General features: G+C 73.2%; 19 protein-coding genes. 7 read left to right on the top strand and 12 right to left on the bottom strand.

Annotated elements, in window-relative coordinates; translation table 11 throughout:
* Window positions 1-82 precede the first annotated feature (82 nt).
* Genes IW245_RS01705 through IW245_RS01680 form a run of 6 tightly spaced genes read left to right on the top strand, consistent with a single transcriptional unit; the run spans window position 83 to window position 5,267 of the window.
* Window positions 83-1,285 (top strand): ABC transporter substrate-binding protein, encoded by a 1,203-nt coding sequence (locus tag IW245_RS01705; protein ID WP_197001426.1) that lies wholly within the window; start codon window positions 83-85, stop codon window positions 1,283-1,285.
* Window positions 1,282-2,157 carry a branched-chain amino acid ABC transporter permease gene (locus IW245_RS01700; protein ID WP_197001425.1) on the top strand — a complete coding sequence of 292 codons (876 nt, stop codon included), beginning with the start codon at window positions 1,282-1,284 and terminating at the stop codon, window positions 2,155-2,157. Before IW245_RS01705 ends, IW245_RS01700 begins: the two co-directional genes overlap by 4 nt.
* On the top strand, window positions 2,154-3,095 hold the full coding sequence (locus IW245_RS01695) for a branched-chain amino acid ABC transporter permease (RefSeq protein WP_197001424.1): 942 nt from the start codon (window positions 2,154-2,156) through the stop codon (window positions 3,093-3,095). Before IW245_RS01700 ends, IW245_RS01695 begins: the two co-directional genes overlap by 4 nt.
* Window positions 3,089-3,820, top strand: a complete 732-nt coding sequence (locus tag IW245_RS01690; protein ID WP_197001423.1) for an ABC transporter ATP-binding protein — start codon at window positions 3,089-3,091, stop codon at window positions 3,818-3,820. The genes IW245_RS01695 and IW245_RS01690 overlap by 7 nt, the downstream gene beginning before the upstream one ends.
* A complete protein-coding gene (locus IW245_RS01685; protein ID WP_233473165.1) occupies window positions 3,817-4,488 on the top strand; it encodes an ATP-binding cassette domain-containing protein in 672 nt (223 codons plus the stop codon). Before IW245_RS01690 ends, IW245_RS01685 begins: the two co-directional genes overlap by 4 nt.
* Window positions 4,485-5,267 carry a class I SAM-dependent methyltransferase gene (locus tag IW245_RS01680; RefSeq protein WP_197001422.1) on the top strand — a complete coding sequence of 261 codons (783 nt, stop codon included), beginning with the start codon at window positions 4,485-4,487 and terminating at the stop codon, window positions 5,265-5,267. The genes IW245_RS01685 and IW245_RS01680 overlap by 4 nt, the downstream gene beginning before the upstream one ends.
* Window positions 5,268-5,273: 6 nt before the next feature.
* Here IW245_RS01680 and IW245_RS41985 read toward each other — a convergent pair whose 3' ends face one another.
* From IW245_RS41985 to IW245_RS01625, 11 genes are all read right to left on the bottom strand, one after another.
* A complete protein-coding gene (locus tag IW245_RS41985; protein ID WP_197001421.1) occupies window positions 5,274-6,767 on the bottom strand; it encodes a GGDEF domain-containing protein in 1,494 nt (497 codons plus the stop codon).
* Between the two features lie 242 nt (window positions 6,768-7,009).
* Window positions 7,010-7,792, bottom strand: coding sequence for an ATP-binding cassette domain-containing protein (locus IW245_RS01670; protein WP_197001420.1), 783 nt, complete (start codon window positions 7,790-7,792; stop codon window positions 7,010-7,012).
* A complete protein-coding gene (locus IW245_RS01665) occupies window positions 7,789-8,829 on the bottom strand; it encodes an ABC transporter permease (protein ID WP_197001419.1) in 1,041 nt (346 codons plus the stop codon). The genes IW245_RS01670 and IW245_RS01665 overlap by 4 nt, the downstream gene beginning before the upstream one ends.
* Window positions 8,830-8,888: 59 nt before the next feature.
* Complete coding sequence (locus tag IW245_RS01660; RefSeq protein ID WP_197001418.1) at window positions 8,889-9,860, bottom strand: sugar ABC transporter substrate-binding protein; 972 nt, start codon at window positions 9,858-9,860, stop codon at window positions 8,889-8,891.
* A gap of 36 nt (window positions 9,861-9,896) precedes the next feature.
* Entirely contained in the window at window positions 9,897-11,384 is a 1,488-nt protein-coding gene (locus IW245_RS01655; RefSeq protein ID WP_197001417.1) for a CoA-acylating methylmalonate-semialdehyde dehydrogenase, read from the bottom strand.
* Between the two features lie 13 nt (window positions 11,385-11,397).
* Complete coding sequence (gene iolD, locus IW245_RS01650) at window positions 11,398-13,233, bottom strand: 3D-(3,5/4)-trihydroxycyclohexane-1,2-dione acylhydrolase (decyclizing) (RefSeq protein ID WP_197001416.1); 1,836 nt, start codon at window positions 13,231-13,233, stop codon at window positions 11,398-11,400.
* A complete protein-coding gene (iolB, locus tag IW245_RS01645; protein ID WP_233473164.1) occupies window positions 13,233-14,081 on the bottom strand; it encodes a 5-deoxy-glucuronate isomerase in 849 nt (282 codons plus the stop codon). Before iolB ends, iolD begins: the two co-directional genes overlap by 1 nt.
* Window positions 14,078-14,950 (bottom strand): Cgl0159 family (beta/alpha)8-fold protein, encoded by an 873-nt coding sequence (locus tag IW245_RS01640; protein ID WP_197001415.1) that lies wholly within the window; start codon window positions 14,948-14,950, stop codon window positions 14,078-14,080. The genes iolB and IW245_RS01640 overlap by 4 nt, the downstream gene beginning before the upstream one ends.
* Entirely contained in the window at window positions 14,943-15,896 is a 954-nt protein-coding gene (gene iolC / locus IW245_RS01635; RefSeq protein ID WP_197001414.1) for a 5-dehydro-2-deoxygluconokinase, read from the bottom strand. The genes IW245_RS01640 and iolC overlap by 8 nt, the downstream gene beginning before the upstream one ends.
* On the bottom strand, window positions 15,893-16,756 hold the full coding sequence (locus tag IW245_RS01630; RefSeq protein ID WP_233473163.1) for a TIM barrel protein: 864 nt from the start codon (window positions 16,754-16,756) through the stop codon (window positions 15,893-15,895). Before IW245_RS01630 ends, iolC begins: the two co-directional genes overlap by 4 nt.
* Complete coding sequence (locus IW245_RS01625) at window positions 16,753-17,751, bottom strand: Gfo/Idh/MocA family protein (RefSeq protein WP_197001413.1); 999 nt, start codon at window positions 17,749-17,751, stop codon at window positions 16,753-16,755. Before IW245_RS01625 ends, IW245_RS01630 begins: the two co-directional genes overlap by 4 nt.
* Before the next feature lie 141 nt (window positions 17,752-17,892).
* Here IW245_RS01625 and IW245_RS01620 point away from each other — a divergent pair, with 141 nt between their 5' ends.
* The gene (locus IW245_RS01620) at window positions 17,893-18,636 is read left to right on the top strand and encodes a GntR family transcriptional regulator (protein WP_197001412.1); all 744 of its coding nucleotides are present in this window, start codon (window positions 17,893-17,895) and stop codon (window positions 18,634-18,636) included.
* Between the two features lie 57 nt (window positions 18,637-18,693).
* Here the strand turns inward: IW245_RS01620 and galK are convergent, their stop codons facing one another.
* Complete coding sequence (gene galK / locus IW245_RS01615) at window positions 18,694-19,839, bottom strand: galactokinase (RefSeq protein WP_197001411.1); 1,146 nt, start codon at window positions 19,837-19,839, stop codon at window positions 18,694-18,696.
* Window positions 19,840-19,847 lie beyond the last annotated feature (8 nt).

Below are 19,847 nucleotides of genomic sequence, written 5' to 3'. Positions count from 1 at the left end.
TGAAATTCCGGATCTTGACGTGTTCACCTTCTTCGGGATACAACTCTCGCGGCAACTCCCCGAGTCCGAAAGAGACGGTCGCATGCGTCCCTCGTTCCGCGGTACTGCGGCCCGGCCGTTCGTGGCCCTGCTCGCGCTCGCCATCTCCGCCGGTTGCAGCGGCTCCAGCCTGGGCGGGAGCACCGACGCGCCGGCTTCGACCGTCAAGATCGGGCTCCTGGTGTCGCAGTCGGGGGTGTACAAGTCGGTCGGTGACGACATGCGCAACGGCTTCCAGCTCTACCTGGCGCTCAACGGCGGCAAGCTGGGCGGCCACCCGGTGGAGGTCGTCACGGCGGACGAGGGCGACGGCGCGGACACGGCCCGCCCGGCCGCCGAGCGGCTGATCAAGCAGGACAAGGTTCTCGCCCTCGCCGGTGTCGTCGGCGCGGGTTCGGTGGCCGCCGTCAAGCCGCTGCTGGACGCGAACAAGGTTCCGCTCGTCGGCGCGAACGGCCGGCCCACCAAGCTCGCCGACCCGGCGTGGGTCTGGCACACGTCCTACGTCAGCACCGAGCCGGGCCTGGTGATGGGCGAGTACGTCCACAAGGCCGTCGACGGTCCGGTGTACGTGATCGGCCCCGACTACCAGGGCGGCTGGGACGAGATCGGCGGCTTCGTGGAGGCGTTCACGAAGGCCGGCGGGAAGCTGGCGAACCCGGACGGCAAGCCCGCGTACACGCCGTTCCCGGCGACGAAGAACTTCCAGCCCTTCCTCGCGCCGATCGCCGAGTCCGGCGCGAAGGCCGTGTACACCTTCTACGCGGGTGGGGCGGCGGTGGACTTCGTCAAGCAGTACCAGCAGTTCGGGCTGGCGGGGAAGGTGCCGCTGTACTCCGCCGGCTTCCTGACCGAGGGCGGCGTGCTGACCGCCGAGGGCGACGCCGCCGCGAACATCTACAACTCGTTGAACTACTCCCCCGACCTGGACAACCCGGCGAACCGCACGTTCACGTCGGAGTACCAGAAGAAGTTCGGCGGCCAGCCCACCACCTTCGCGATGGCGACCTACGACGCGGCGGCCGTGCTGGACAAGGCGATCGCCGCCGCCGGCGGGAAACTGACGTCGCAGACGCTCAACGACGCCATCGGCAAGGTGGGCCAGATCAGCAGTCCGCGCGGCCCGTGGCAGTTCGACGCGGCCGGGCACACCCCGGTGCAGAAGTGGTACCTGCGCCAGGTCCGCAAGGACGGCGCGACGCTGTCGAACGTCCTGGTGCAGGAGCTCGGCACCGTCGGCGGATGACGGCCGTGGGCGGATACCTGGTGACGGCGGTGGACGGCGTGGCCTTCGGGCTTCTGCTGTACACCGTCGCCGCCGGTCTGTCCCTCGTCTTCGGCGTCCTGGACGTGCTCAACCTGGCGCACGGAGTGCTCTACCTCGCCGGGGCGTATGTGACCTACCTGTTCGCCGACGGCGGCTGGCGGGGCCTGGCCCTCGCGGTGTGCGGCGGGGTGGTGGCCGGCGCGCTCGGCGGGCTCGCCATGTCCGCGCTGACCAGGACCCTGGCGCACCGGGGCCACCTCGACCAGGCGCTGGCGACCCTCGGCCTCGCCTACGTCGCGGCGGACCTGTTCGCCACGGCGTTTGGCGGCGACGCGAAACCGGCCTCACCGCCGGCGGCCCTGGCCGGGTCGGTGCCCGTGTTCGGACACGCCTATCCGGTGTACCGCCTGGTGTTCATCGCCGTGGCCCTCGCCCTGGCCGTCGCCGGGCAGCTCGCCCTCGCCCGCACGTCCCTGGGCGCCCTGGTCCGCGCCACCGTCGCCGACCGGGACATGGTCCGCGCGATGGGCGTCGACACCCGGCTGGTCGTCGGCGCGGTCTTCGCGGCCGGCGCGGCCCTGGCCGTGCTCGGCGGGGTGCTGGGCGCGCCGATCCTGGGCGCCGGTCCGGGCGTCGACCGGACGGTGCTGGTGCTGTCTCTGGTCGTGGTCGTCGTCGGCGGCGTGGGTTCGTTGCCCGGCGCGTTCCTCGCGGCCCTGCTGGTCGGCGAGGTGCAGACCCTCGGGGTGCGCCTCGCGCCGTCGTACGCGCCGTTCCTGCTGTTCGGCGTCATGCTCACGGTGCTGGCCGCCCGGCCCGGCGGCCTGGTCCCCGCGGTCCGGGCGACATGAGGGCCGTCGCCGTCGTCGGGGTCGTCGCCGCGCTGGCCGTGCCCTGGGTGCTGGGCCCCTACCCGGTCCTGATGCTCTCGCACGCGTTGATCCTCGGCCTGCTCGCCATGAGCGCGAACCTGCTGACCGGCGTCACCGGTCTGCCCACGCTCGGCCAGGCCGCCTATCTCGGCGTCGGCGGCTACGCGGCGGCGACCGTCGCCCGGGCCGTGACGCCGGTGGGAGTGGTCCAGCTCCTCGCGGCGGTGGCGGCGGGCACGGCGGCGGCCCTTGTGACGGGTACCGTCGTGGCCCGCTCGCACGGCATCGTCGCCATCATGGTCACCCTGGCGGTGGGGGAACTCCTCCACGAGGCGGCCGTGCGCTGGACGCCCGTGACCGGCGGCACCGACGGCCTGGCCGGCATCGGCGATGTGGTCCCGTTCTGGGGCCTTCCCCCGCTCCCCCTCGACGGGCAGGTCTACTACTACGTCCTGGCCGTGTTCGCCCTGCTCGCCGCTCTCGTGGCCGCGCTCGTCCGCTCACCCGTGGGCCTCGTCCTGCGCGGTGTCCGGGACCACGAGCCACGGATGCGGGCGCACGGCTACCCTGTCTTCCGGTACCGGCTCCTCGCGCAGGGCGTCGCCGGTGGCCTGGCGGGCGCGGCCGGCGCGCTCACGGTCTCCGCGCAACGCTACTTCTCACCGGCCGACCTGGGCTTCGACGTCTCCGCCCTCGCCCTCCTCGCCGTCGTCATCGGCGGAACGGGCTCGATGTGGGGCGCGTGCGCCGGGGCCGCCCTGCTGGTGGTGCTCCGCGACCAGGGCCTCCTCGGCGCGCACAACGGCCTCCTGCTGGGCGTGACCTGCCTGGTCGCGGTGTACACGCTGCCCCGGGGCCTCGCCGGCCTCCGCCGGCGACCGGGCGCCCGGTACCCAAATAGGGGGTTGGGGTGTTGATCCTCGCCGGCGTCACCGTCTCCTTCGGACCGGTTGTCGCCGTCGACGACGTGTCCCTGCGGATCGCGGCGGGCAGCCGGCACGGCCTGATCGGCCCGAATGGGGCCGGAAAGTCCACTCTGCTCGCCGCGATCGCCGGCACGGTGCCCGCCCGGGGCGGCTGCCTGCTGGCGGGCAGGGAGCTGGCCGGCCTGCCCCCGCACCGCAGGGCCCGGCTCGGCGTCGGCCGCACCCACCAGCAGGCGGCCACCTGCGCGACCCTCACGGCTCTGGACAACGTGCTCCTGGGCCTCTACCGGCAGGCGGGCCCGCTGCGCGCCGCGCTCCGACCGGCCCTGCGCCGCGCTCTCACCGCCCGCGCCACCGAGGCCCTCGCCACCGTGGGCCTCGTCGACCGGGCGACGGTGACCGCCGGGGCACTGTCCTACGGCGAACGCCGGTGCGTGGAACTCGCCGCCGCGCTCGCCACCGACCCGCGCCTGCTGCTGCTCGACGAGCCGGCCGCGGGCCTGGCACCCGCGGAGGTCGACCGCCTCGCCCGGCTCCTGGCGGACCTGCCCGCCGCGACCACCGTCCTGATCGTCGAGCACGACCTGGACCTGGTCTTCGGCCTCACCGACACCGTCACCGTCCTGGACAACGCCCGGCACCTGGTCACCGGCACCCCGGCGGAGGTCCGGTCGTCACCGGTCGTCCGGGACGCGTTCGCAGGGGTGCGCCCGTGACGGCCGCGTTGTGGGTCCGGGGCCTGTCCGCCGGGTACGCCGGCTCGACCGTCCTGCGCGGGCTGGACCTCGACGTGCCGGCCGGGACGGTCCTGGCGCTGCTCGGCCGCAACGGCGCGGGCAAGACCACCCTGTTGCACGCCCTGTTCGGCCTCCTGCGTCCCACGGCCGGCACGGTGCACGTGCACGGGGCCGACGCCACCGGCCTGGCCACCCACCGGCTCGCCCGGTCCGGCATGGCCCTGGTACCGCAGGGCCGCCGGGTCTTCGCCCCCCTGACCGTGGCCGAGCACCTGACCCTCGCCGGACGCCGCCGGCGGGACGGGCGTCCCGGGCCCGACCGCGCCGACGTCCTCGCCCTGTTCCCCCGGCTGGGCGACCGCCTGGCCCAGCGCGCCGACCGGCTCTCCGGCGGCGAGCAGCAGATGCTCGCCCTGGCCCGCGCCCTCCTTCTCCGGCCGAGGCTGCTGCTCCTCGACGAGCCGTTCGAGGGCCTGGCCGCGGCCGTGACGGCCCGGGTGGCGGCGCTGCTGCCGGAGCTGGCCCGGGCCAGCGCCACCGTCCTGCTGGTGGAGCAGCGCGTCGAGCTCGCCACGGCCGTCGCCGACCGGGTCACATTCCTGGCCGACGGAAAACTGACCCCACCCACCGGAGAGGCACCGCCGTGACCACGTACGCGTTCGACAATGCCGAGGACCTGGCCGTCGACCAGCTCGCCAGCCTGCAGACCTGCCTGGATCCGATCACGCTCGCCAACCTCGACCGGCTGGACGTCGGCCCGGGCTGGCGGTGCCTGGAGGTCGGCGCCGGGGCCGGCTCCATCGCGCGGGCGCTGGCCGAGCGGGTCGCGCCCACCGGGTCCGTGGTCGCCACCGACATCAAGCCGCACCTCCTCGACGGCCCGTTCGAGGTCCTGGCGCACGACATCACCACCGACCCGCTGCCGGCGGAGTCGTTCGGCCTGATCCACTCCCGACTGGTACTGCTGCACCTGCCGGCTCGCGAGCAGGTTCTCGCGAAACTCGTCCGGGCCCTCAAACCCGGCGGCTGGCTGCTGTTCGAGGAGTTCGACTGCACGTGGCTGCCCGTGCTGTCCGCGCCGGACGAGGAGGCGGCAGCACTGTTCACCCGGGTCAACGCGGCGATGCTCGCACTGCTGAAGGCGGCGGGCGCCGACCTGGCCTGGGGCAGCAGGATCTACGGCGCGCTCGGCAGGCACGGCCTCGTCGACATCAACGCGACGGCGCACGCCGAACCCTGGCGGTCGGGGTCCCCGGGCGCGCGGCTGCACGAGATCAACTCGTGGCAGTTGGAGTCGCGGCTGGTGGGGACGGGACAGGTGACGGCCGAGGACCTGGCCGGGTTCCGGCGGGTACTCGCGGATCCGCGCTTCGCGGTGTCCTCGTACCTCACGGTGTCGGCATGGGGCCGCAAGCCGGCCGCATGACCAGGGTCAGCGGCCGGCCTTCCGCCGGGACCGGGCCTGTTCGGCGGCCTGGAACGCGGCGACCATGTCCGTACCGGGGCTCAGCTCCGCCAGGCCCATCGTGACCGTGACCGGCGTGCCCGGGACCAGGATGGCCCAGTCGAAGCTGTTGACGGCGGCCGCGAGCCGACCGGTGACGTCGGACGCGGCGGCCAGCGGGGTGTCAGGAAGGACGATGACGAACTCGTCGCCGCCGTAGCGGGCCAGGAAGTCGCTGCCGCGCAGGAGCCGGCCGAGGATCGCGGCGACCTGGCGCAGCACCTCGTCGCTCGACAGCCGCCCGTGGACGGTGTTGACGGTCGTGAAGTCGTCGAGGCCGGCCACGACCAGTGTGCCGTGCCTCCCCTCGCTGATCAGGTCGCCGACGAACCTGTCCAGGTTGCGGCGGTTGGGCAGGCCGGTCAGCAGGTCGGTGTGCGCCTCGTCGGAGTATCGGGTAACGGTCTGGCGCAGGTCGTCCTGGTCGAGGCGGGCCGCGACGCCCTCCACGTACAGGCTGTGCAGGCGGGCGGAGCGGTCCCGCATCCCGCGGTGCACGATCCGCTCGGAGGCCAACGCTGCGGCGAGTTCACCGTCGCGGGCGTAGGCCAGCGCGCGCAGCCGGTACACCTCGGCCTCCGGGACGTGGCCGTCCTCCTCCACCGCCGTGAGGAGGGCCAGCGCGCGTTTCGGGTCGCCCGCGGCGATGGCCAGGCACGCGTCGGCCGCGAGCATGACCGCGACGGCCTCCGGCGAGGTCGCCTCGTAGTTGTCGGTGAACACGGTGACCTGGCGGTGCGCCCGTACTCCCAGGGCGGCCAGCCGGGCTGCGGCGTACACGAGGAAGGGGGTTTCCTGGGGTTGGATGTCCTGCGGACCGAGCGTCATGTTCACCCGGAGGAGTTCGCGCACGCATCCGGCGGTGTCGCCCTGCTGGTCGAGCCACAGGGCGTAGCGCACCCGGATCTCCGGATGGGAGAACGTCGCGGGCTCCAGACCGGCGGTCGCCGCGATCCGTCGCGCCCGGGCCAGGGCCTCCACGGCCTCGGTGTGGAAACCGATATAGGAGTACGTGACGGCGACGTCCAGCCAGGCCGTCGCCGACGCGAACCCGGACGGTGCGCGCTCCAGCGCCCGGACCCCGCGCACCAGGTGCTGGACCGACAGCTCCAGGGCGCCCAGTCGTTGGGTGACCCGGGCCGCGAGGGCATGGAACTCCCCCACCACCACCGGATCGTCGAACCGCTCGAGCAGTGCGTGCACGGCGTCGACGGTGGCCGGGCACCGCTCGACGTCATCGAGGTTGAGCAGCGCGCTGAGCTTGTACAACAGCACCGTGGCCGCGGTCCGGTCCGGCAGCCCTCCGTCCAGTGCCCCGTCGGCCAGCACGACCGCGTCCGCCGGTCGGCCCGCGCGGATCAGGCGGCCCAACTCGTCGAGGAGGCCGGCCTGTTCGCCGCCCGTCGCCGCTGCGTGCGTCACCCGCGCCCCCTGATCGGTTGGTGGTGCCCCCATTCTCAGTCAGATCGGCACCCGCCGGGGCGACTTCCGCCGCAACCGGAGAGCCGCCCCGCTGTCCCGCACCACCTATATCAGTCGGTCGGGATGGCCACGGCGTACGCGGCGAACATCTGCAAGCTCACGCTCCGACTCTGACCGACCGCCTCACGCCAACGCCTGAACCGGGCGGGCGGGGCGTGGGTGGTCGGCGGAAGGCCTCCGGGTCAGGCCGGCGGGTCGAGACCCAGCTCGTGGGTGAGGGCTTCCAGCTCCGCGCCGCCCGACATCAGGTGGATCAGCTCGTCCCGGGTCAGGTCCGCCTTGGTGAAGTTCCCCAGGCTGCGCCCCCGCTTGAGGACCAGGAACCGGTCCCCGATCGGGTACGCGTGGTGCGGGTTGTGCGTGATGAACACGACGGCCAGTCCCCGGGCCCGGGCCTGCGCGATGTAGCGCAGCACGACCCCCGCCTGCCGGACGCCGAGCGCGGACGTCGGCTCGTCGAGGATCAGCACCCGGGCGCCGAAGTGCACGGCCCGGGCGATGGCCACCGACTGGCGTTCCCCGCCGGACAGCTGCCCGATCGGCTGGTCGGGGTCGCGGATGTCGATGCCCATGGCGGCGAGTTCGGCCCGGGTGGTCTCCTTGGCGGCGGCGACGTCGAAGCGCCGGAACGGGCCGAAGCCCTTCGTGGGTTCGTTGCCGAGGAAGAAGTTCCGCCACACCGACATCAGGGGCACGAGGGCGAGGTCCTGGTGGACCGTCGCGATGCCCCGGTCGAGTGCATCGCGCGGCCCGGAGAACCAGATCGGTGTGCCGTCGAACAGCAGCGCGCCCTCGTCGTGCTGGTGCACCCCGGCCAGGATCTTGATCAGGGTCGACTTGCCGGCCCCGTTGTCGCCGAGCACGCAGGTCACCGACCCGGCCTCGACGACCGTGGACACCCCGGACAGGGCGATGATGTTGCCGTAGGTCTTGCCGAGGTCCCTGACCTCCAGGAGCGGGCTCATTTCTTCGCCTCCGCGCGACGCCGGACGTACAGGTTGAGGAGCGTGGCCAGCACCAGCAGCAGGCCGAGGAACAGCTGGAACCAGTCGCTGTCCCAGCCGGCGAACACGATGCCCTGCTTGGCCATTCCGAAGATGAGAGCCCCGATGGCGGCGCCGATCGCCGAGCCGTAGCCGCCGGTGAGCAGGCAGCCGCCGATCACCGCGGCGATGATGTACTGGAACTCCTCCCCGATCCCCGCGTTGGCCTGCACCGACGTGAGCCGCAGCAGGAGCATCGCGCCGACGATCGACGCGGTGACCGACACCGTCACGAACAACAGTATTTTGGTACGCGCGGCGGGCACGCCCACCGTGCGGGCCGCCGTGGCGTTGCCGCCCACCGCGAAGATCCAGTTGCCTGCGCGGGTCCGCAACAGCACCCAGGTGGCCACGGCCGTGGCGAGCAGCCACCACAGGATCGTCACCCGGTACTCGCCGCCGCCGATCTTCCAGGTGGACGCGAAGACGGCGTGGGCGGACGCGTACCCGTCCGCGGTCTTCAGCCCGCGCACCTGCACCGTGCCGGTGACGAGCTTGGTGATCCCGAGGTTGAGCCCCTGCAGCATCAGGAAGGTGCCGAGGGTGACGATGAAGCTCGGTAACCCGGTGCGGACCACGAGGATGCCGTTGAGCAGGCCGACGCACGCCCCGAACAGGATGGCGACGCCGAGGGCCGCCCAGACGTTCAGGCCGAGTTCGGTGGCCAGCATGCCGACGATGAGCGCCGAGCTGGCGGTGGTCACGCCCGCCGACAGGTCGAACTCGCCGCCGATCATGAGGAGTGCCACGGCCACTGCCATGATGCCGAGCGTCGCCGCCGGGTCGAGCATGTTCGCCACGCCGGTGGAGGTGGCGAACTGTTCGGTGTACAGCGCGAAGAACGTGAACACGGCCGCCGCACCGACGGCCGCGCCGAGCTCTGGTCGGGTCAGCAGCCTGCGGGCCAGCCCCGTGGTGGCGAGGCGCTCGTCCGTGGGGACGGTTGCGACCTTGGCCATCGGTACCTCCTGTGTCGGGTCGGGGCGGGCGACGACGCGCCCGCCCCGGAGGGGTGGTGTCAGCGGGTGCCCTTGCCTGCGAGGTCCTTGACCGTGGCAGCGTTCTCCTTGGTGACGAAGCCCGGACCGGTGTAGACCGGCTTGCCGCCCCCGACGGTGTTGGCGTTGGTGGCGTACAGGTTGAGCATCACGATCGGCAGGTAGCCCTGCAGGTACTGCTGCTGGTCGACCGCGAACAGGATCTTGCCGGCGGACACGGCGTCGATCACGTCGGCGGACAGGTCGAACGTGGCGACCTTGGCCGAGGAGCCGGCCTTGGTGACCGCGTCGACGGCGGCGACGCCGATGGCGGGGTTGAGGGCCAGTACCCCGTCGATGGACTTGTCGGCCTGCAGCTTCGACGCGATGGTGTTCTGCGCCTCCGCGATGTTGGAGATGCTGACCTGCAGGTTCACGACCTCGCCGCCGAGTCCGGTCCGTGCGCCCCCGCACCGCTGCTCGAGGCCGATGTTGCCGGCCTCGTGCACGACGCAGAGCACCTTCTTCACCCCGGCGCCTGCGAGCTTGCGCCCTGCGCCCTCCCCGGCGACGCTCTCGTCCTGGCCGACGTGGGCGAGCGCGCCCAGTTCGGCGGACTTGGCCTGGCCGGAGTTGATGGTGATGACGGGGATGCCGGCGGCGATGGCCCGCTTGATCGGCTCGGCGAGCGCGTCGGGGTTCGCCATCGAGACGACGATCCCGTTCACCTTGTCGCCGATCGCCGAGTTGATCAGGTTGGCCTGCTCGTCGGCCTTGCCGGAGCCCTGGTAGGACACGGACGCGCCCAGGTCCTTGCCGGCCTGCTCAGCGCCCTTCTTCACGACGTCCCAGAACGCGTCGCCGGCCGAGCCGTGGGTGATCACGGCGAACTTGCGGCCGGACGCGTCCGACGTCTTGCCGCCGGCGTCGTTCTTGCCGCTGCACCCGGTGAGGGCGAGTGCGACGGTGGCCAGCGCGACCGTTGCGACGCCGAGACGTCTGGTGACCTTCATGTCTTCTCCTGGAGATGTGGTGGGGGCCGGCCGCTGTCAGGAGGCGGTCGGGAATCGCAGGTCCGCGCGGCCGGCCGGGCCGGTGGGCCAGCGGCTGGTGACCGCCTTGGCGCGGGTGTAGAACGACACGCCCTCGGGTCCGTGGACGTGGGTGTCGCCGAAGAGGGATGCCTTCCAGCCCCCGAACGAGTAGAAGGCCATCGGGACGGGTATCGGCACGTTGATACCGATCATGCCTACGGTCACGGCGCGTTGGAACCGACGCGCGGACTCGCCGCTGCCGGTGAACACGGCCACGCCGTTGCCGTAGGGGTTGGAGTTGACGAGGTCGACGGCCTCGTCCAGGGAGTCGACCCGCAGGACGACGAGGACTGGTCCGAAGATCTCGTCGGTGTAGACGTCCATGTCGGTCGTGACCCCGTCGAGGAGGACCGGGCCGACGAAGTAGCCATCGGGGTGGCCGTCCACGGTGGTGTCGCGGCGGTCGACGACGAGGGTGGCGCCGGCCCGCTCGCCCCGGGCCGCGTAGCCGAGGACGCGGTCGCGGGACTCGGCCGTGACGACCGGGCCCATCTCGCTGCCGGCCGAGCGGCCCGGGCCGACCCGGATAGCGGCGGCGTGCGCGGCCAGCCGTTCGACGAGGGGGTCGGCCGCGCCGCCGACGGCCACCACGGCGGAGATCGCCATGCACCGCTGGCCGGCGGAGCCGTACGCCGCGGCCGTGATCTGCCGGGCGGCGTCTTCGAGGTCGGCGTCGGGGAGTACCACGGCATGGTTCTTCGCGCCGCCCAGCGCCTGCACCCGCTTGCCGGCGGCCGTGCCCCGCTGGTGGACGTGCCGAGCGACCGGGGTCGAGCCGACGAAGGACACGGCGGCCACGTCGGGGTGGTCCAGCAGCGCGTCGACGGCCACCCGGTCGCCGTGCACGACGTTGAACACGCCGTCGGGCAGGCCGGCCTCGGCGTACATCTCGGCGATCACGTTCGACACCGAGGGGTCGCGTTCGCTGGGCTTGAGCACGAACGTGTTGCCGCAGGCGATCGCGACCGGGTGCATCCACAACGGCACCATGACCGGGAAGTTGAACGGCGTGATCCCGGCGCACACCCCGACCGGTTCGCGGAAGGAGTACGCGTCGACGCCAGTGGACACCTGGTCGGAGTAGCCGCCCTTGAGCAGGGTGGGGATGCCGCAGGCGAACTCGACGACCTCGCGGCCCCGGATCACCTCGCCCCGGGCGTCGTCGAGGACCTTGCCGTGCTCGTCGGAGATCAGTGCCGCGAGGGTGTCCTCGTGCTTTTCGAGGAGGTCCCGGAAGGCGAACATCAGCCGGGCCCGGCGGGTCTGCGACGTGTCCCGCCAGGCGTCGAACGCCTTGCGGGCGGCCGAGACGGCGGCGTCGACGTCGGCGGCGGTGGCCAGCGCCACCTCGGCCTGGACCGCCCCGGTGGCGGGGTTGAACACCGGGGCCCACCGGGTTCCGGAGGTCAGTTGGCCGGCGATGACGTGCTCGATGCGTCGCATCAGGGTGTTCCTCTCACAGGTGGACGCGCTGGTGGCGCTTGGCGTCGTCGTAGGTGGCGCGGGCCGCGCGGGTGGCTTCGGTGGTGGAGGTCGCGGCGACCGGGACGTCCCACCAGGCCCCGGAGGCCGGCGCGGGCAGGAGCGGGTCGGTCTCGATGTGCACGACCGTGGTGCGGGTCGAGCGGCGGGCTTCGGCGAGCGCGGCGGCGAGCTCCCCGATGGTGGTGACCCGCAGGACGTCCGCGCCGAGGCTCGCGGCGTTGGCGGCGAGGTCGGTGGGCAGCCGGCCGCCGGTGACGTCGCGGTACCAGGTCCCGAAGCGCGGCGCGCCCACGGTCTCCGACAGCGCGCCGATCGAGGAGAAGCCGTGGTTCTCGACGAGGACGACGATCAGCTTGAGGTCCTCGGCGACGGCGGTGACGATCTCCTGGGCCATCATCAGGTACGAGCCGTCGCCGACCAGGACGAACACCTCCCGGTCGGGGGCCGCGATCTTGACCCCGAGTCCGCCGGCGATCTCGTAGCCCATGCACGAGTAGCCGTACTCGACGTGGTACTGCTTCGGGTCCGCCGGCCGCCACAGTTTGTGCAGGTCACCGGGCAGGGAACCGGCGGCGGCGACCACGACCCCGTCGGTGCCGGCCGCGGCGTTGACGGCCCCGACCACGGCGCTCTGGGCCGGCAGCGGCCGGTCGAGGGCGTAGGCGGCGTCCACGGTCGCCGTCCAGTCCGCGATGAGCGCGGCCGTCCGGTTCTCGTAATCCGCGCCGACCCGCCAGCCGTGCAGTGCGCCGGTCAGCGCGGTCAGCGCCTCGCGGGCGTCGGCGACGACGGCGAGTCCGGCCTGCTTGTGCGCGTCGAGGGCGGCGACGTTGACGTTGACGAACCGCACGCCCGGGTCGGCGAACAGGGTCCGCGAGGCGGTGGTGAAGTCGCTGTAGCGGGTGCCGATGCCGATCACCAGGTCGGCCTCGCGGGCCACGGCGTTGGCGGCCGTGGTGCCGGTGGCCCCGATCGCGCCGAGCGCCCCGGGGTGCCCGTGCGGCAGGGAGCCCTTGCCGGCCTGGGTTTCGGCGACGGGTATTCCCGTGGCCGTGACCAGCGCGGACAGTGCTTCGGTGGCCCCGGCGTAGATGACGCCTCCCCCGGCGACGATCAGCGGGCGGCGGGCGGCGCGGATCAGGCGGGCCGCCTCGGCGAGGACGTCAGGTTCGGGCGGGGGTCGGCGGATCGTCCAGACCCGCTCGGCGAGGAACTCCTCCGGCCAGTCGTAGGCCTCGGCCTGCACGTCCTGCGGGAGCGCCAGGGTGACGGCCCCGGTCTCCACCGGGTCGGTGAGGACCCGCACCGCCTTGAGGGCGGCGTCGACGAGCTGTTCCGGGCGGGTGATCCGGTCGAAGTAGCGGGACACGGGGCGGAAGCAGTCGTTGACGGAGACATCGCCGGCGTAGGGCGCCTCCAGCTGTTGCAGGACCGGGTCGGCGACCCGGGTGGCGAACGTGTCCCCGGGCAGCAGCAGGACGGGCAACCGGTTGATGGTCGCGCCGGCGGCGGCCGTGAGCATGTTCGTCGAGCCGGGGCCCACCGACGCGGTGCACGCGAACGTGGACATCCGGTCGGTCATCCGGGCGTAGGCTGCGGCCGTGTGCACCATCGCCTGTTCGTTGCGGGCCTGGTGGTACCGCAGCCGGTCACCGGCCTGCATCAGCGCCTGGCCGAGTCCGGCGAGGTTGCCGTGCCCGAAGATGCCGAAGCAGCCGGCGAACAGGCGGCGGCGCACCCCGTCGCGTTCGGTGTGCTGGGCGGCCAGGAACTCCACGAGGGCCTGGGCCACGGTCAGGCTGGGCATCAGGCACCTCCGGTAAGGGGGAGCCGGGGGTCGGCGGGCTGGTCGGCCCACGTGTCCCGGATCCAGGCGTGGTCGGGGTCGTCGCAGATCCGCCAGGCCCGCTCGGGGGCGGGGCCGGCCATCACGTTGAGGTAGTACAGGTCGTAGCCGGGCGCGGCGATCGACGGACCGTGCCAGCCGTGCGGGACGAGCACCACGTCGCCGTCGCGGACCTCGGCGAGGACGTCGATGGGGCGCTCGGCCGTGCCGTAGACGCGCTGGTAGCCGACGCCGCCGCCGCGGACCCCGAAGTAGTAGATCTCCTCCAGTTCGGACTCCGTGGCGGTGTGCTCGTCGTGCTTGTGCGGCGGGTAGCTGGACCAGTTGCCGCCCGGCGTGAGCACCTCCACGACGATCAGGCGGTCGCACTCGAACCCGCCGGCCGCGGCCAGGTTGTTGACCTGCCGGCTGCACCCGCCGGCGCCGCGCAGCTCGACGGGGACGTCGGCCGCCGGGCCGTACCGCACGGGCAGGTCCCTCAGCGCCGGGGCACCGCAGAGTGCGAACCGGCCGCCGGCCGTGCTGGTCAGCGTCGCCGTGACGCCCCGGGGCAGGTAGCAGAAGTCGGGGACCCTGGCGAACACGTCGGCCCGGCCAGCCAGTGCGATGCTCTGCCCCTCGCAGTCCACGGTGGCCGCGCCGGCCAGCGGCAGGACGATCACCTCCTCGTCCCCGGTGTCCAGGACGTGGGAGGCCCCGGGGGCCAGGTCAAGAACACGCAGCGACGGGTACCCCATGGCGACGTCCACGGCGAACGGACCGTTCGCGGCGGCCCCGCGCGGCAGGTGGCACTCCCCCGGGCGGGTCACAGCAGCCCCACGGCGGTGTCGACCGCGGCGGCGACGTCGTCGTCCGGCGGATACAGTAGGGCCCGGCCGACGACCAGTCCGCGGACCGTGGGCAGCCGCAACGCCTTCGCCCAGTCGGCGTAGATCTCCTCGGGGGCGGTGGACGGGTCCCCGCCGAGCAGCAGCGCCGGCAGCGTCGAGGCCTCCATCACCCGCTCCATGTCGGCGACCACCGGCACCTTCAGCCACGTGTACGCCGAGGTCGCGCCGAGCCCCTGCGCGATCGCCACCGCGCGCATCATCGCCTCCGGTGACAGGTCGTTGCGGCGCGCGCCGTCCTCGTCGCGGCGGACCCAGAACGGCTCGACCATGGCGAGGCGTCCGCGGGCGGCCAGGTCGGTGACCGCGTGCGCGCAGCCTTCGAGGGTCCGGGCCGTCGCCGGGTCGGTGGGGTCGATCCGGAGCAGCATCTTGCCGCCGTCGAAGCCCATGTCCTCGATCGACGCCGCGTCGTAGGCGGTGAACCGGTCGTCGAACTCGAACGCCGTGCCGGGGATCCCGCCCCGGTTCATGGAGCCGATCACCAGCTTGCCGTCGAGCGCGCCGAGCAGCAGCAGGTCCTCCAGCACGTCGGGGGTGGCGAGCACCCCGTCGACGCCGGGCCGCGACAGCGCGACAAGAAGCCGGTCGAGGAGTTCGACCCGACTGGCCATGGCCAGCGGCCGGTCGCCGACGCCGAGGGACCCGCGCGCCGGGTGGTCGGCGGCGATCAGCATCAGCCGGCCGTCAGGCCGGACGTCGCGGCGCGGCCGGCGGTGGGCCGCCTCCGCGACCGCCCCGGGGCTCGCGGCCCGGGTGTCGACGAGCATGGCCCGGTCGAGGTCACGCATCGAGCACCCCCTGGTATTCGAATGTCTCCACCTCTGCGGTGGTCGGCATGGCGGGCGCGCAGGCCAGCCGCCCGGCGACGATCGCGCCGGCGGCGCTCGCGAACCGGATCATCCGTTCCAGGTTCCAGCCGGCGAGCAGGCCGTGGCACAGGGCTCCGCCGAACGCGTCCCCGGCGCCGAGCCCGTTGACGACCCGGACGGGGGTGGGCGGCACCCGGACGGCCTCGTCGGCGGTGCTGGCGTACACCCCCTCGGGCCCCTGTTTGACGACGGCCAGCGTGACGCCCCGGTCGAGCAGCGCCTCGGCGGCACGGTGCGGGTCGCGTTCCCCGACCGCCGCCTCGCACTCGTCGAGGTTGCCGACGGCGACCGTCGCGTACGGCAACGCCTCCTCGAGCGCGGCGCGGGCCTCCTCCGGGGAGCCCCAGAGCACGGGCCGGTAGTCCAGGTCCAGCACGGTGTGCCCGGCGCGGTCGCGGGCCCGCAGGGCGGCGAGGTGCGCCGCCCGGCTCGGTTCGGCGGACAGTCCCGTGCCGGTCAGCCACAGCAGCCGCGCGGCGGCGACCGCGTCGAGGTCGAGTTCCTCGGGGTGGATCACCAGGTCGGGGGCCTTGGGCCAGCGGTAGAAGTAGATCGGGAAGTGGTCGGGCGGGAAGATCTCGCACAGGGTCAGCGGGGTCGGCAGGCCGGGCACGTCGGTGACCCAGCGGTCGTCGACGCCGTAGCCGCGCAGTTCCCGGTGCAGGTACTCCCCGAGCGGGTCCGCGCCGGTCCGGCTGACCAGCGCCACGCTCCGGCCGTGCCGGGCGGCGGCGACCGCGACGTTGGCGGCGCTCCCGCCCAGGTACTTGCCGAACGTCTCCACGTCGGCGAGGCCCACCCCGGTCTGGTCCGGGTACAGGTCCACGCCGAGCCGGCCGATCACGAGCACGTCGAACGGGTTCACGGCGACACCGTCCTCAGGTAGGCCAGGCTCGCCAGCACGTCGGAGACGGGTCCCCTGCCGGGGGCGGGTTCGGCGGCGAGCACGGCGTCCTGTTCGAGGACGTACCAGCCGTCGTAGCCCGCGTCGGTGAGGGCGACAACGATGCCGGCGATGTCCACGTCGCCCTGCCCGAGGGGCCGGTACATGCCGGCCGCGACGGCGGCGGTGTAGGCGACCTCGCCGGAGCGCACCCGGTCGGCCCAGGCGGCGTCGACGTCCTTGAGGTGCACGTGCGCGACCCGGTGCGGGAACTCCGCCGCCAGCGCCGCCGGGTCGGTGCCCCCGATGAGCAGGTGCCCGGTGTCCAGGCAGAGCGGGATCGCGGAGCCGGCGAGCACCCGGCGGACCTCGTCGGAGCGTTCGACCATCGTGCCGACGTGCGGGTGCAGGGTGGCGGTGAGGCCGTGCCGGACGGCGAGCGCGGCGAGCCGGTCCAGGTTGGCCAGCAACGTCTTCCAGCCGTGCTCGTCGAGGTCGGGTCGGGTGTCGTAGCCGTCGGTGCCGGTCGCGGCGGCGAACACAAGAACGCCGGCCCCGGTGGCGAGGAACCCGTCGAGCAGGGCTTCGACGCCGGGTACCGGGTCGTGGCCGGGATCGTGCAGGACGACCGGTACGAAGCCGCCGACGGCGCCGAGCCCGTACCCGTCAAGCTGGGTGACCCGGGCCGCCGGATCCGCGGCGAGGAACCCGTCGGGCCCGAACTCGGTGGCGGTGAGCCCGGAGTCGCGCATCTCCGCGAGCACCCGGTCGGCGGAGATCTGATGGCCCCAGCCGGGCACCTCGCACACGCCCCACGAGATCGGGGCTCCCGCGATCCTCACTGGTCGACCTCCGTGATCCGGACCGGACGGTTCTCCCGGCGCGACAGGTCTGCGGCCTCCGCGACGAGCAGCGCCGCGACGGCCTCCTCCCCTGTGCACGGGCTCGGGCGGGTACCGGCGGCGACCTCGCAGAACGCGGCCAGCTCGGCGCGGTAGGCGGCGGCGAAACGGGACATGAAGCCATCGTGGGCCGGACCGGCCGGCCACGGGGCGCCTTCGGCCGAACGCAGCGCCGAGGAGTCGTCGAGCCCGGCGGTGAGCATCCCCTCCGACCCGCAGGCCTCGAGCCGGACGTCGTAGCCGGCCCCGTTGTACCGGGTGGCCGTGCACACCGCCAGGGTGCCGTCGTCGAGGGTCAGCAGCGCGGCGGCCGTGTCGACGTCGCCGGCCGCGCCGAAGAACGCCTCGCCCCGGTTGGCTCCGGTCGCGTACACCTCGACGACCTCGCGGCCGGTCGTCCAACGGACCACGTCGAAGTCGTGCACCGCGCAGTCGCGGAAGATGCCGCCGGAGTTCGGGATGTAGTCGGCGTGCGGCGGGGCGGGGTCGGAGGTGCAGGACCGCAGGGTGTGCAGCCAGCCGAGCTTCCCGGCCAGCACGGCGTCGCGGACGGCGACGAAGCCGACGTCGAAGCGGCGCTGGAACCCGACGTGCAGGGCGATCCCGGCCGCCGCGACGTCGGCGAGCACCGCGCGGGTACCGGCGACGTCGGAGGCGATCGGCTTCTCGCAGAACACCGCGACCCCGGCTGCGGCGGCGGCACGGACGAGTTCGGCGTGCGCGGAGGTCGGCGCGGCGATCACCACCCCGGCGATGCCCGCGCCGAGCAGTTCCTCGACGGAGCCGGCGAACTCGGCGCCCGTGTCGGTGGCGACGGCCCGGGCCCGCGCGGTGTCGGCATCGGTGATGACCACGCCGTCGACGGCCGGAAGCGCGGCCAGGGTCTGTGCGTGCAAACTGCCGATCCGGCCGACGCCGATCAGTCCTATCCGCATGGGGTGAGGCCTCCTACCAGGTCAGGGGCCGCAAGGGCGACCTTGTTCGTCACATCTTTGTAACCCAGTTCACACGTGGCCGTCAAGAGTTTGTCTAGACATATGGACGTGCGGATTACCTGGCATCGGCATAATGGGGTCATGGAACCCGTAGCTCCGCTGATCCGCCTCGACCGGTCCAGCCCGGTCCCGCTGTACTTCCAGGTCGCCCAACGCCTGGAGGAGCTGATCGAGACGGGCCAGCTGGCCACGGGTGCCCGGCTGGAGAACGAGATCGCCCTCGCCGACCAGCTCGGGCTGGCCCGGCCGACCATGCGGCAGGCGATCCAGTACCTCGTCGACAAGGGCATGCTCGTCCGCAAGCGCGGCGTCGGCACCCAGGTGGCCCACACCCGCATCCGCCGCCAGGTCGAACTGTCCAGCCTCTACGACGACCTCGACCGTGCCCAGCGCCAGCCCCGCACCGACGTGCTGTCCTTCGGCGTCGTCCCGGCGTCCGAGGAGGTCGCGGCGGCCCTGCACATCCCGCCGGACACGGACGTCGTCGCGATCGAACGCCTGCGGTACGCCCAGGACGAGCCCCTCGCCCTACTGCACAACTACCTGCCGGTCGGCCTCGCCGACATCACCGCCGAACAGTTGCAGGCACACGGGCTCTACCAGATTCTCCGCGACGCGGGGGTACGCCTCCGCGTGGCCGACCAGACCATCGGCGCGCGCCGGGCCACCGCCGCCGAGGCGCAACTGTTGACCGAGAGCCGGGGCGCGCCCCTGCTGACCATGGCCCGGACGGCCTACGACCACGGCGGCCGGGCGGTCGAGTACGGCGCGCACGTCTACCGCGCGTCCCTCTACTCCTTCGAACTGAGCCTGGTGGCCCGCTGACCGACCCGTCGCCCTGGTGCCGTCAGCCTTCCCGCCGCCTGGCGGGCGCCACCCGGGTCAGACGTCCACCCGGTGCGCGCCGGCCGACGCCCGCACCGGGAAGACGGCGGGCACCGCGAAGCCCTCTGCCGCGAAGCGCGCGGTCACGGCCTCGGCCACCGCCGGGGCCGCATCAGCGCTGACCAGGGCGATCGCCGAGCCGCCGAAGCCGCCGCCGGTCATCCGGGCACCCAGTGCGCCCGCGCCGAGCGCCGCCTCCACCGCGGCGTCGAGCTCGGCGCAGGAAACCTGGAAGTCGTCGCGCAGCGAGGCGTGTGAGGCGGTGAGCAGCGGGCCGATCGTGGCCGGGCCGCCGCTGTCGAGCATGGCCACCGTCTCCAGTACCCGGGCGTTCTCGGTCACCACATGGCGCACCAGCCGATAGGCCCCGGGGTCGAGCACCTTCTGGGCCCGGCCCGTCAGTTCCTCTGTCCCGAGGTCTCGCAGTGCACCGATCCCGAGGACCCGCGCGGCCTGCTCGCAGCCGTCTCGCCGGGCGGCGTAGCCGCCGTCGTGGTGCGCGTGCTCAGCCCGGGTGTCGAGCACCAGGACACTCAGCCCGGCGGCATCCAGCCCCAGCGGCAGCGCCCGGGCGGCCAGGGTGCGGCAGTCGAGCAGTACGGCGGCGTCGGGTACGCCGAGCAGTGATGCCGACTGGTCCAGCGGCCCGGTGGGGGCACCGGCCACGTGGTTCTCGGCCTGCCGGGTGATCTCGACCAGGGCTTCGAGGGTGAGCTCCAGCCCCGCCAGGTCGTTGACGGCGAGCGCCACCGAGCAGCAGAGCGCCGCGCTGGAGGAGAGCCCGGCACCGACAGGGACGTCCGATTCGACCATGATATCCAGGCCGGGCACCGCGTGGCCGAGGCGCTTCAGGATGAGCAGCACACCGAGCGGGTAGGCGGCCCAGCCCTCGATCCGGCCGGGCTGGGCCTCGTCCAGCGAGAACTCGACCGGGGCGAAGCCCGCCGCCGCCGAGGCCACCCGGACGATACTGTCCGCACGCGTTCGGGCGGCCGCGCGGGTTTGCCGGTCGATCGCGAAGGGGAGGGCGAAGCCCTCGTTGTAGTCGGTGTGTTCGCCGATCAGATTGACCCGGCCGGGCGCCGCCCACACACCGTCGGGGCGCTCGCCGAACCGCTCGGTGAAGCGGGTGAGGATGTCCATGGATCGAG

Source organism: Longispora fulva (genome assembly GCF_015751905.1).
Classification (GTDB): domain Bacteria; phylum Actinomycetota; class Actinomycetes; order Mycobacteriales; family Micromonosporaceae; genus Longispora; species Longispora fulva.
This window is presented reverse-complemented; position numbering and strand designations above follow the sequence as displayed.

Bases quoted from the DNA above. Each gene is read 5' to 3' on its own strand.
- IW245_RS01665 (WP_197001419.1), bottom strand. From the start codon at position 8,829: ATGGCCAAGGTCGCAACCGTCCCCACGGACGAGCGCCTCGCCACCACG.
- IW245_RS01695 (WP_197001424.1), top strand. From the start codon at position 2,154: ATGAGGGCCGTCGCCGTCGTCGGGGTCGTCGCCGCGCTGGCCGTGCCC.
- IW245_RS01625 (WP_197001413.1), bottom strand. From the start codon at position 17,751: ATGCGGATAGGACTGATCGGCGTCGGCCGGATCGGCAGTTTGCACGCA.
- IW245_RS01700 (WP_197001425.1), top strand. From the start codon at position 1,282: ATGACGGCCGTGGGCGGATACCTGGTGACGGCGGTGGACGGCGTGGCC.
- IW245_RS01620 (WP_197001412.1), top strand. From the start codon at position 17,893: ATGGAACCCGTAGCTCCGCTGATCCGCCTCGACCGGTCCAGCCCGGTC.
- IW245_RS01705 (WP_197001426.1), top strand. From the start codon at position 83: ATGCGTCCCTCGTTCCGCGGTACTGCGGCCCGGCCGTTCGTGGCCCTG.
- IW245_RS01640 (WP_197001415.1), bottom strand. From the start codon at position 14,950: ATGCGTGACCTCGACCGGGCCATGCTCGTCGACACCCGGGCCGCGAGC.
- iolD (WP_197001416.1), bottom strand. From the start codon at position 13,233: ATGCCCAGCCTGACCGTGGCCCAGGCCCTCGTGGAGTTCCTGGCCGCC.
- IW245_RS01655 (WP_197001417.1), bottom strand. From the start codon at position 11,384: ATGCGACGCATCGAGCACGTCATCGCCGGCCAACTGACCTCCGGAACC.
- galK (WP_197001411.1), bottom strand. From the start codon at position 19,839: ATGGACATCCTCACCCGCTTCACCGAGCGGTTCGGCGAGCGCCCCGAC.
- IW245_RS01660 (WP_197001418.1), bottom strand. From the start codon at position 9,860: ATGAAGGTCACCAGACGTCTCGGCGTCGCAACGGTCGCGCTGGCCACC.
- IW245_RS01670 (WP_197001420.1), bottom strand. From the start codon at position 7,792: ATGAGCCCGCTCCTGGAGGTCAGGGACCTCGGCAAGACCTACGGCAAC.